Here is a 10,805-nt window from a genome sequence, read left to right on the forward strand (position 1 = left end):
ATTACTTTGGTAGCCGAGCGTCGCAAAGAAGGCCACGATCTCATGAAACATTTCACCACGCTTTCGAGATCTGCCGCGCGCGGGCATCTACTCTGTTGGGACCGTGGTCGAGTTCGCGCATTTCACACACGATTATCGCCAATTTGGGCAACATCCAGTAGCGTTATCGACGACATCAATACGGCTTACCCGGGGGTAGCCAAAACATGACCGCTGCGAAAACCATCCTTGGGCTCTCTGCTTACTACCACGACAGTGCCGCCGCCCTCGTGAAAGATGGAGAAATCGTTGCCGCTGCGCAGGAAGAAAGATTCAGCCGTAAAAAGCACGACGCCGGCTTCCCCGGCAGCGCCATCCGTTATTGCCTGGCAGAAGCGGGGCTGAGTCTCGCTGATGTAGACGAAGTGGTTTTCTACGACAAACCGCTGGTCAAGTTCGAGCGACTGCTGGAGACCTATCTGTCTTATGCACCCAACGGACTGCGTTCGTTCATCGCCGCGATGCCTATCTGGCTCAAGGAAAAGCTTTATCTCAAGAGTACGCTGAAAACTGAATTATCGAACCTTGGCGACTTGAAAAAGACTGAACTTCCGGATTTGTTGTTTTCGGAACATCACCAGTCCCATGCTGCGTCGGCATTTTTCCCCAGCCCTTTTGAGAAAGCCGTGGTGCTCTGTCTCGATGGCGTTGGCGAGTGGGCAACTACGACCGCTTGGCTGGGCGAAGGTAAAACACTGAAGCCGCTGTGGGAGCTGGATTTCCCCCATTCACTGGGCCTCTTGTACTCCGCATTCACCTATTACACGGGCTTTAAAGTGAATTCAGGTGAATACAAACTGATGGGACTTGCACCCTATGGCGAACCCACCTACGTCGAGCTGATTCTCGACAACCTGATGGACTTGAAAGAGGACGGCACCTTCAGGCTGGATATGCAGTACTTTAACTACTGTACCGGCCTTACCATGACCAATAAAAAGTTCGACAAGCTTTTTGGCGGACCGGCGCGACAAGCTGAGGGCGAACTGACTCAGCGCGAAATGGACATTGCCGCCTCCATACAGAAAGTCACCGAAGAGGTAGTGCTTCGTTTGGCAAAAACCGCACAGAGGGAAACAGGTTGCCGCAATCTCTGTCTTGCTGGCGGAGTAGCGCTCAACTGTGTATCCAACGGGGAACTGCTGCGAGCCGAAGTATTTGATGAAGTTTGGGTTCAGCCGGCCGCCGGTGATGCTGGGGGCGCACTGGGCGCCGCCCTTGTAGCGTGGCATGAGCGACACGATGGTAACAGGGAAATCAACGGCGCCGACAGCATGAAAGGCTCGTATCTAGGCCCGCGCTATGCGAGTGATGAAATTCGCAAGCAGCTGGACGCAAGTGGAGCGGTCTATCAGGAACTGGATGACTCCGCCTTGTTACCAAAACTGGCAGATATTCTTGCCAGCGAGCATGTCGTGGGATGGTTTCAGGGCCGCATGGAGTTTGGACCACGCGCGCTTGGCGGCCGATCTATTATCGGTGACCCACGCTCCAGCAAAATGCAATCTGTGATGAATCTCAAGATCAAGTACCGGGAATCGTTTCGTCCATTTGCGCCCTCTGTATTGGCTGAAGACGTCAGCGACTATTTTGTGCACGATTGCCCCAGCCCTTACATGCTAATGGTTGCCCCCATTACGGAAGCCATTCGTATACCTATGACGGCAGAACAAGAAAGTCTTTTCGGAATCGAAAAACTGAATGTACCCCGGTCGGCACTCCCGGCTATTACGCATGTCGACTATTCGGCACGGATACAAACCGTGCACGAAAACACCAATCCCCGTTATCACGGTCTTATCTCTTCGTTCAAGGAGAAAACCGGTTGCGGCGTATTGATCAATACCTCATTCAATGTCCGTGGTGAACCTATCGTTTGCACCCCCGAGGATGCCTATCGCTGCTTCATGCGCACAGAAATGGATTACCTCGTCGTCGAAAATTTTTTGATGGAAAAATCCCAGCAACCGGAAATCGAAAAAGACGACAGCTGGATGAACGAGTTTGAGTTGGATTAACAGGAACAGATTCACCATGACAGATCCAATGAGCAACAAAGAATTACGCAAGTTCGGTTTTGTTACCGGGGGCATGCTCATCCTTTTTTTCATGGGCTTGATTCCATGGATCTGGGATGTCAGCGTTCCACTGTGGCCCCTTTATGCCGCGGGAATACTGGCGTCGATGGCTTTGGTATGGCCTGCCTCCCTGGGCCCTGTTTACACGGTCTGGATGAAATTCGCTGAGGCACTGGGCTGGGTAAATACACGAATCATTCTCAGTGTCATCTTCTTCCTCATGTTTTTTCCGATCGGCATGGTTATGCGGCTCTTCAACGACCCCATGCGACGCAAACTGGATGAAACAGCCACTAGCTACCGCGTTGAGTCTCGTTTACCCAAGCCTGAAAATATGGAGAGGCCGTTCTGATGTTTGATCTGCTCAAAGACCTATGGGGTTTCATGAAGGAACGTAAAAAGTTCTGGCTCGCCCCTGTCATCCTCATTCTGCTGCTGTTGGGTGGCCTGCTGGTCCTTGCGCAGGGCTCTGCAGTCGCGCCGTTTATTTATACCTTGTTCTAGGCAGCATGCTCAGACACTGGAGCAAGGCAGGGCACGCTCGCTAGCGTCGCCTCACATAGGCAGACATGGCGCGGTTATCGAGAGCGAGGCAACGGAGTCTGTCCGCCGAACCGCGCGCTGGCGAGTGAATAAGGGCCCTGGGGAGCAATTATCTACAGTGTGAACTGTGCACTCTCGCCCTTTCCTTGCCTCAACACCGTGGGCACTTCATCTGCCAGATCAACCACCGTAGTGGGCTCCATCCCGCAGTAGCCTCCATCGATTACCAGATCTACCTCGTGCTCCAGGGATTGACGAATATCGTAAGGGTCTACAAGCGGATACTCATCACCGGGCATTATCAAAGTCACGCTCATCAGAGGTTCACCGAGGTCTGCCAGCAGTGCCGCCGCTATCGCATTTTCCGGCACACGAATTCCCACAGTCTTACGCTTGGGGTGCATGAGACGCTTGGGCACCTCCGACGTGGCTTTCAATATGAACGTATAGGGGCCAGGCGTGGTTTGACGCAATAGCCGGTACGCCGCATTGTCCACCTTCGCGTAGGTGGCAATTTCTGACAGGTCGCGGCACACCAGCGTAAAGTTGTGCTTATCGTCCAGTTTCCTGATCCGCCGAATCCGATCCAGAGCCATTTTGTCGCCAATATGGCAACCGAGGGCGTAAGCAGAGTCCGTAGGGTATACAACTACGCCTCCCCCGCGCACGATATCCGCCGCCTGACGCACCAGGCGAGTCTGCGGCGTTTCCGAATGAATCTGAAAGAACTGGCTCAAAACATCATTCTCCGGCCCGTCAGGGGTGAGCAGAATCCTTTGTCCTCCAGCGCTCCCAAACCACTGTCAAGTGCTCAAAGGGCGCGGATTCTAAACCCAGAGGCGCACCATAGGCAGCGTCCTGGTGGAAATCACTTCCCACCGATACCTCCAGGTCATAGTGCACTGCCAACGACTGCAGCTGTGCCGCCTGATCTGCGGCCTGACGACCACTGGCAACCTCAATGCCCCGGCCGCCAGCCGTCTTGAAGGCGGCAAGCAAACGACGCAGTTTCATGTGGGTAAAGCGATATTTCAAGGGATGAGCCACTACTGCAACACCGCCGGATTGCGTAATCCAGTCGACGACTTGCGGCAGTTCCGGCCAACACGCCTTCACATCGCCCACTTTGCCGCGCCCCAGGTACCGATCAAATGCTTCACTGAAGTCAGCAACGTGACCCTTTTCCATCATCCAGCGTGCAAAATGCGGTCTGCCCGGCTGACTGCTGCCCGCCAGGGCCAGTGCGCCCTCGAGGGCACCCTCGAAACCCTTGGACGCCAGGCGACGCGCTATTATCCCTGTTCTCTCCTGCCGCGCCTGCGCCATGTGCTTGAGCCCCTCAACCATAAGTGGATGGTCACAATCGATTCCCAGGCCAAGTATATGTATAGTCGCCCCACCCCACTGGCAGGATAACTCCACACCGGGCACGAGGTTCAACCCCGGTACGGGAAGCGAAGCTACCGCAAGAAAACCGGCGACTGTGTCGTGGTCAGTAATGGCAAGCATGGAAATGCCCTCGGCGGCAGCGCGCTCGACGAGAACCGCAGGGTCAAGAGCACCATCAGAAGCCGTAGTGTGGGTATGGAAGTCGATTCGCACAATCTTTACACTGGTCGGGTCAGCCGCAACCCGGCTCCAATCAACAGGTTAATTCGCATAGTAACAGCCGGAGCTGATAAGAATCCATGAAGCAAATAGCTGAGTTTATACCTATCATTTTGTTTTTTATCGTCTACCAGTTGGACGGTGAGAGTATTGCGGTAGCAGGCTGGCATTACCGCTTTGATGGTATATTTTCAGCAACAGCAGCACTAATGGTCGCGACACTCCTGCAAGTCGCGATTACTTACGCTGTGACTCGTAGCTTCGAGAAACGCTTATTGTGGTTGCTGATTGCTGTTTTGGTATTCGGCGGCGCAACACTGGTTTTCCGCAATCAAGCATTTATCCAGTGGAAACCCACCGTATTCAACTGGGTACTGGCGCTGGTGTTTGGTGCGTCACAGTTCATCGGCGACAAGAATCTTATGGAGCGCACGCTCGGGACACAAATCCGCTTGCCGAAAAAGGTATGGACCCAATTGAACGCGCTCTGGATCGGCAATTTTCTGCTGGTCGGTGGCCTCAATCTGTTTGTCGCATACCGCTACAGCGAGCAAGCCTGGGTCAACTATAAATTATATTCTTCATTCGGCTTCATCCTCACATTGACTGTGCTGACTGCGCTGTTAATCAGTCCGCACCTGAAAGAGGAAAACTCGAACGAGCCGGAGCAGGACGAATCGTTATAAGTGGAGATCACCCTAAATGTACTATGTAATAATTTGCGAGGATGTCGAAAACAGCCTGCCGCTGCGTCAGCAGACTCGGGACGCTCACCTCGCCTACCTCCGAGAACTCGTTGATCAGGGCAGACTGAAAGCCGCGGGGCCAAACCCAGCCCTGGACACGGAGGACCCTGGAGACGCGGGCTTCACTGGGAGTCTAATTATCGCCGATTTCGACAGCCTGCAAGCAGCTTCAGCATGGGCAGATGCTGACCCGTATGCCACCGCAGGGGTTTTCCGCAAGGTGACTGTGAAACCCTATAAACTGGTGCTACCGTAATTCAAGATGCCGGTTTACAGGCTTGCCTTGCGGCAGCTAAGATGCCTGACTCGGTGTTGACCATCGCTTTTTTAAACGTTTGAACAGAATAAGGATTTCGCCTTGGCACGCTTCGCCGCCCTACTACTGGCTCTCGTATTTTACTCTGGCGTGAGCCACGCACAGGAAATCCGTTATGTCAGTGACAAGCAGTATGTACCACTGCGCAGCGGCGCGGGCAACGAGTACAGGATTATTCACCGGGGCCTGATATCAGGTACCCGCCTCAGCGTCAGCCGCACCTCCGGCGACGGAGAATGGACAGAAGTCACCAGTGACGCGGGGCTAACCGGGTGGATCCGTTCACAATACCTGATGTCGGAAATGCCCGCCCAGCAGCGATTATCCGTTGCCACGCGCAAGATCGAAAAATCCGGAGAAGAAAGCGCGGACCTGAGTACCCAGCTGAGCATGCTTGAGACCGAGCGAGAGGATCTCGTTGTCAGGCTTGACGCCAGCGAAAATGGCCTGGAGCAGGTCCGCCAGGAATTGCACCAACTGAAGCAGATTTCGGGTAAAGCAGTTCAGCTCGACACCAGCAACCGACGATTGGTCGAAGAAGCCGAGAACCTGCGCTCTGAGGTGGAAATGCTACAGGCTGAAAAACAACGGCTCACCGACAAACTGGATAATGAAGACTTTATGAATGGCACCCTCGCCGTGTTGCTGGGTGTAATTATAGCGCTCGTCGCACCCAGATTAGCGCCAAAACGACGAAAAGCCTCAAGTTGGTAAAGGAGATTAACGTGTTACGCACATTTTTATTGTCATTTTCTATTCTGCTTTCTTCAAGCCTCGGCGCGCAGGAGACTGCACAAGAACAAGCTGTTGCCGAAAACCCGGTCGTCGTACTTCGGACCAGCGAAGGAGACATTACACTGGAACTCTTTGCGGACAAGGCGCCGATTACCGTGGAGAACTTTCTCGACTACGTCGACAGTGGATTCTACGAAGGCACTATTTTCCACCGTGTCATTCCCAATTTCATGATTCAGGGAGGCGGGTTTGACCAAACAATGCAGAAAAAATCCACCAATCCGCCAATTAAAAATGAATCTAAAAATCGGATGCACAACACCCGGGGCACCATCGCCATGGCCCGGACCAACGACCCGGACTCAGCAACCGCGCAGTTCTTCATCAATCACCGCTCCAATCTGCAGCTCGACTGGGCTCCGGGACGAGAGGGTTACGCTGTATTCGGCGAAGTAATCGATGGCATGGACGTAGTGGATTACATCGCAGCCATTGAGACGGCCAGAAAGGGCTCTATGGGCGACGTGCCTACCGAAACGATCATGATCGAAAGTGTCGAACGACAGAACCTCTGATGATCGCACTGAGCGTTAATCTCAATAAAATTGCCCTCATTCGCAACTCCCGGGACACAACCAACCCCGATATACCCCAGCACGCGCAGCTGTGTATCGATGCGGGAGCAAACGGTATAACAGTGCACCCAAGGCCCGATCAGCGTCATGTCCGCGCCAGTGACTGCCGCGATCTTGCCAACATCCTCAAGGTCGAATTCAATATCGAGGGTAATCCCTTCAGCGCTCCCCGCAAAAGCGAACGTCCGGGTGTCGGCGACTATCCGGGTTTTATGGCCCTGGTGCGGGAAATCCGTCCAACCCAGTGCACCCTGGTGCCCGATGGGGACGGACAACTGACGTCAGACCACGGCTTCGATCTGAAAAAGGAGGGGGATCGCATCGCCCCACTGGTCACCGAGCTAAAATCTTTGGGCATACGAACCAGCCTGTTCATGGACCCTGACCCAGAACAAATTCGACTGGCCGCGCAGGTTGGAACAGACCGCATCGAGTTATATACCGAAACCTACGCCCGCGCCGTCCGCGAGCAGCGCGATATCGACGCCGTCTTTGAACAATTCGTTACGGCTGCAAGAGTCGCAGTTGACGCAGGTCTTGGCCTGAATGCGGGTCATGATCTGGACCTCATCAACCTGCCGCAATTTGTCACCATTGCCGGCCTGCAAGAAGTCTCTATCGGTCACGCCCTGACGGTGGACGCATTGCGCATGGGTCTGCCGGATACCATTCAGGCTTACCAGCGGGTGCTTGGTAACACATAGTGGATAAGCGCCTGCAGCAACTTCTGGACAAACAGGACATCACCGATCTTATCCACGCTTATTGCAATGCGGCAGATCGACACGATCATAAAAAGTTACGAGCGCTTTATCACGAGGACGCGACCGACGATCACGGTTCTTTTTTTTCGGGAGCGGCGATGGCCTTCATAGACCAAATGCCCGACATTCAGGCCCCTATGAAGATCCTGCATCACAATGTCACAACGATTAACATTGCAGTGGATGGCGACTACGCTGAGGGCGAGGTCTATGTGCTGGCCTTCCATCAGGTTCAAGTCGACGCTGGAACAGCCGACCTACTGATCGGAGGGCGCTATTTGGACCGCTATGAGAAGCGGAAAGATCAATGGAAATTCAGTCATCGGACGATTGTCACAGACTGGGCACGCCATGTATCTCCATCAGAAGTCAGCCTGGACCACCCCATGGTAGCGGGCTCACACATAGGCCAACCTGGCCCAAACGACCCGTCATACGGCTTTTTTCGTCTATTGCAGCGAGGCATTCACTAGGTATCAAGCCGTGCCAATTGCGCAACCGCAAGCAATCAAGTGATAATACGAGGCATAACTCATACTATCCCTTCCAGCGGAGGGGGCGAGCAGCATGAACACGACATCGCGAAAAATTCAGCTCATGGACACCACACTGCGGGACGGAGAACAGACCCAGGGCGTGTCCTATGCGCCCGAAGAAAAGGTCAATCTCGCCAAGGCCTTGCTACAACAACTGCGGGTTGATCGTATCGAGGTCGCCTCCGCCAGGGTCTCCCAAGGGGAAATGGAGGCGGTAGCCAGCATGAACCAGTGGGCTCAGGCGCATGATCTCAGTGATCGTATCGAGGTCTTGGGGTTCGTCGATCACACCCTCAGCGTCGATTGGATTCTGCAGACTGGCGGGCAGGTTATCAACCTCTTAACCAAGGGCAGCGAAAAGCATTGTCGTGAACAACTCGGCAAAACGCTCGACCAACACCTGAGCGAGATACTGCGTACGGTAGATTATGCATTGATGAAAGGCCTCAAGGTTAACGCTTATCTGGAGGACTGGTCCAACGGATATCGCGACAGCCGGGATTACGTTTATGAGATGATGGACAGACTGAAGGACTGCGGTATAGACCACTTCATGCTTCCCGACACTCTGGGTGTAATGTCGCCGGAGGACGTTTTTGACAGCCTTACCGACATGACAAGTCGCTACCCCGAGCAACAATTCGATTTCCATCCTCACAACGACTACGGCCTGGCAACCGCCAACGTGATGGCTGCGGTGCGTGCTGGTGTCAGCGCCGTGCACTGCACCGTCAATTGTCTTGGAGAACGCGCGGGCAATGCATCACTGGCCGAAATCGCAGTCGTGCTCAATGACAAAATGGGCATGGAATTATCTATTGATGAAAGTTATATCGTACAGCTGAGCACGATGGTGGAGTCTTTCTCGGGTAAGCGCGTACCCGCCAATGCGCCTATTGTTGGCGCCGACGTATTTACCCAAACCGCCGGAATACATGCAGACGGAGATCACAAGGGAGGCCTCTACGAAACGCGACTAAGCCCTGAGCGCTTTTCTCGCACCAGGAGCTACGCACTCGGGAAAATGAGCGGCAAAGCATCACTTATGAAAAATCTCGAGGCGCTGGGCCTTAGCCTCTCAGAAGAAAATCAGAAGAAGGTACTTGCGAGAATCGTCAAACTGGGTGATTCGAAGGCGCAGATTACGACCGATGATCTGCCATTTATCATCGCTGAGGTACTGGAAAGTAAGAATTATCACCATATCAAACTGCTTGGCTGCTCGGTGACCAGCAGCTTCAACTTGACATCCACCGCAACTATCAGCGTGGATGTAGATGGTGAAGAGTTACAGGGAGTAGGTTCCGGTAACGGCGGATTCGATGCCTTCATCGCCGCAATCAACGACGTGATGGCGCCGAAAAACTACAAGCTACCAGAACTGCTTGACTACGAAATCAGAATTCCACGAGGCGGGCATACCAGTGCATTAACTGAATGCGTGATCACCTGGGATTGTGACGATCAGGAAATCAAAACACGGGGTGTGCACTCTAATCAGGTTTTTGCCGGTATTTTAGCCAGCCTGCGCATCATCAATTTGCAGCTGCACGAACGCTCCTCCCCAGACGCGGTATTGTCGGTGCATGGCGCATCAGAGAGCCAGATGTAGGGGGCTCCGACTCCCGCCGCTATTTCGGAACGGGCATCGCTTCCAGCGCCGCGACTACCTTGTCTCCGAACTCAGCGGTCTTGATCATTTTTACATCGCTGCCGGGCTTGGACAGATCCGGTGTGGAAAAGCCCTCCGCAAACACACTTTGCATGGCACGCCAGACATTCTGCGATTCCTCAACCATGCCGAAACTATTTTCCAGCATCATCGCGACGGAGCCGATCATGGAGTAAGGGTTAGCGATATTTTGTCCGGCGATGTCCGGCGCCGACCCATGAGACGGCTCGTAGTAACTTTTTTCGGGACCCTTGCAGGCAGAAGGCATCAATCCCAGCGAACCCAGAATGCCGCCTCCCTGATCGCTGAGAATATCGCCGAACATGTTTTCCATGACCATAACATCGAACTGCCCCGGATTTAGACACAGCAGCGTGGCGGCTGCATCTACGAGGATGTGCCGGATCTCAACCTCGGGGTATTCCTCTGCGACCTCCTCGAGCACCTCGTTCCACAACACACTGGATTTCAAGACGTTACTCTTGTGGATGTTATGCAGTACCTTTTTACGGCGCATGGCCAGCTGCAAAGCCTCGTGCATGATTCGGCGAATCTGCTCCTCATCGTACTCCAGCGTCTCTCTGACATAGCGCAGCCCCTGCTCATTCACTCCGACTTCCTTCTTACCAAAGTACAAACCACCCACAAGTTCGCGCACCATGATGAGATCTATACCCTCACCGATAACCTCGGGCTTTAGCGGGGAAAAATGCGCCAGTCCTTTAGGCAGGGAAACCGGCCGGAAATTTGCGAACGTATTGTAGCGGCGCCGCAGGGGCAACAGAGCTCCGCGTTCCGGCTGTAAATCTACCGGGATTTTTTTTGACTCTTCATGACTCAGGCCGATAGGGCCCTTGAGAATAGCGTCGGCGTCGTCACATATGGCCTTGGTGGCTTCAGGAAACGGGTGTCCCACCTTAAAATAAGCGCCAGCCCCGAATTCTGCTTCGACCAGGTTAAAACTGATGTCATTGCGCTGCTCAACGAGCTTAAATACCTTTACGGCCTCGGCCATGATTTCAGGACCAATGCCATCACCCGCCAACAGGGCTATCGTGTAGTTCGTCATAAAATCGTTCTCTGATTTAAGTGGGCAAATGTGTTCAAGCCACAACTGGCCAAGTCGAAAAGGG

General features: G+C 53.7%; 13 protein-coding genes. 10 read left to right on the top strand and 3 right to left on the bottom strand.

The window, feature by feature from the left end; all coding sequences use genetic code 11:
* Positions 1–206: 206 nt before the first annotated feature.
* From EYC82_RS05860 to EYC82_RS05870, 3 genes are read left to right on the top strand one after another with little or no spacing between them, the layout of a single operon-like run.
* Complete coding sequence (locus EYC82_RS05860; RefSeq protein ID WP_279248611.1) at positions 207–2,057, top strand: carbamoyltransferase family protein; 1,851 nt, start codon at positions 207–209, stop codon at positions 2,055–2,057.
* Positions 2,058–2,073: 16 nt separating this feature from the next.
* Positions 2,074–2,469, top strand: coding sequence for an SxtJ family membrane protein (locus EYC82_RS05865; RefSeq protein WP_279248612.1), 396 nt, complete (start codon positions 2,074–2,076; stop codon positions 2,467–2,469).
* On the top strand, positions 2,469–2,621 hold the full coding sequence (locus EYC82_RS05870; RefSeq protein ID WP_279248613.1) for a DUF5989 family protein: 153 nt from the start codon (positions 2,469–2,471) through the stop codon (positions 2,619–2,621). Before EYC82_RS05865 ends, EYC82_RS05870 begins: the two co-directional genes overlap by 1 nt.
* A 152-nt stretch (positions 2,622–2,773) precedes the next feature.
* Here EYC82_RS05870 and EYC82_RS05875 read toward each other — a convergent pair whose 3' ends face one another.
* The gene (locus EYC82_RS05875) at positions 2,774–3,397 is read right to left on the bottom strand and encodes an L-threonylcarbamoyladenylate synthase (RefSeq protein ID WP_279248614.1); all 624 of its coding nucleotides are present in this window, start codon (positions 3,395–3,397) and stop codon (positions 2,774–2,776) included.
* Between the two features lie 19 nt (positions 3,398–3,416).
* A complete protein-coding gene (locus EYC82_RS05880; protein ID WP_279248615.1) occupies positions 3,417–4,262 on the bottom strand; it encodes a PHP domain-containing protein in 846 nt (281 codons plus the stop codon).
* A gap of 86 nt (positions 4,263–4,348) precedes the next feature.
* On the opposite strand from EYC82_RS05880, the gene EYC82_RS05885 reads away from it, so the two are divergent.
* From EYC82_RS05885 to EYC82_RS05915, 7 genes are all read left to right on the top strand, one after another.
* The gene (locus EYC82_RS05885; protein WP_279248616.1) at positions 4,349–4,954 is read left to right on the top strand and encodes a septation protein A; all 606 of its coding nucleotides are present in this window, start codon (positions 4,349–4,351) and stop codon (positions 4,952–4,954) included.
* 16 nt (positions 4,955–4,970) lie between these two features.
* Positions 4,971–5,270: a YciI family protein gene (locus tag EYC82_RS05890; protein ID WP_279248617.1), complete on the top strand. Its 300-nt coding sequence runs from the start codon at positions 4,971–4,973 to the stop codon at positions 5,268–5,270.
* Positions 5,271–5,372: 102 nt separating this feature from the next.
* Positions 5,373–6,044 carry a TIGR04211 family SH3 domain-containing protein gene (locus EYC82_RS05895; protein ID WP_279248618.1) on the top strand — a complete coding sequence of 224 codons (672 nt, stop codon included), beginning with the start codon at positions 5,373–5,375 and terminating at the stop codon, positions 6,042–6,044.
* An 11-nt stretch (positions 6,045–6,055) separates the two neighbouring features.
* Positions 6,056–6,640, top strand: coding sequence for a peptidylprolyl isomerase (locus EYC82_RS05900; RefSeq protein WP_341475051.1), 585 nt, complete (start codon positions 6,056–6,058; stop codon positions 6,638–6,640).
* Positions 6,640–7,404, top strand: a complete 765-nt coding sequence (locus EYC82_RS05905; RefSeq protein ID WP_279248619.1) for a pyridoxine 5'-phosphate synthase — start codon at positions 6,640–6,642, stop codon at positions 7,402–7,404. Before EYC82_RS05900 ends, EYC82_RS05905 begins: the two co-directional genes overlap by 1 nt.
* The gene (locus tag EYC82_RS05910) at positions 7,404–7,937 is read left to right on the top strand and encodes a nuclear transport factor 2 family protein (RefSeq protein WP_279248620.1); all 534 of its coding nucleotides are present in this window, start codon (positions 7,404–7,406) and stop codon (positions 7,935–7,937) included. The genes EYC82_RS05905 and EYC82_RS05910 overlap by 1 nt, the downstream gene beginning before the upstream one ends.
* A gap of 94 nt (positions 7,938–8,031) precedes the next feature.
* Positions 8,032–9,612 carry an alpha-isopropylmalate synthase regulatory domain-containing protein gene (locus EYC82_RS05915; protein WP_279248621.1) on the top strand — a complete coding sequence of 527 codons (1,581 nt, stop codon included), beginning with the start codon at positions 8,032–8,034 and terminating at the stop codon, positions 9,610–9,612.
* A 19-nt stretch (positions 9,613–9,631) separates the two neighbouring features.
* On the opposite strand, the gene leuB is transcribed toward EYC82_RS05915, so the two are convergent.
* Positions 9,632–10,741, bottom strand: coding sequence for a 3-isopropylmalate dehydrogenase (gene leuB / locus EYC82_RS05920; protein ID WP_279248622.1), 1,110 nt, complete (start codon positions 10,739–10,741; stop codon positions 9,632–9,634).
* Between the last annotated feature and the right edge of the window lie 64 nt (positions 10,742–10,805).

This window comes from Candidatus Marimicrobium litorale (assembly GCF_026262645.1).
GTDB classification, from domain to species: Bacteria; Pseudomonadota; Gammaproteobacteria; order Pseudomonadales; family Halieaceae; genus Marimicrobium; species Marimicrobium litorale.

Bases quoted from the DNA above. Each gene is read 5' to 3' on its own strand.
- EYC82_RS05860 (WP_279248611.1), top strand. From the start codon at position 207: ATGACCGCTGCGAAAACCATCCTTGGGCTCTCTGCTTACTACCACGAC.
- EYC82_RS05865 (WP_279248612.1), top strand. From the start codon at position 2,074: ATGACAGATCCAATGAGCAACAAAGAATTACGCAAGTTCGGTTTTGTT.
- EYC82_RS05870 (WP_279248613.1), top strand. From the start codon at position 2,469: ATGTTTGATCTGCTCAAAGACCTATGGGGTTTCATGAAGGAACGTAAA.
- EYC82_RS05885 (WP_279248616.1), top strand. From the start codon at position 4,349: ATGAAGCAAATAGCTGAGTTTATACCTATCATTTTGTTTTTTATCGTC.
- EYC82_RS05890 (WP_279248617.1), top strand. From the start codon at position 4,971: ATGTACTATGTAATAATTTGCGAGGATGTCGAAAACAGCCTGCCGCTG.
- EYC82_RS05905 (WP_279248619.1), top strand. From the start codon at position 6,640: ATGATCGCACTGAGCGTTAATCTCAATAAAATTGCCCTCATTCGCAAC.
- EYC82_RS05915 (WP_279248621.1), top strand. From the start codon at position 8,032: ATGAACACGACATCGCGAAAAATTCAGCTCATGGACACCACACTGCGG.
- leuB (WP_279248622.1), bottom strand. From the start codon at position 10,741: ATGACGAACTACACGATAGCCCTGTTGGCGGGTGATGGCATTGGTCCT.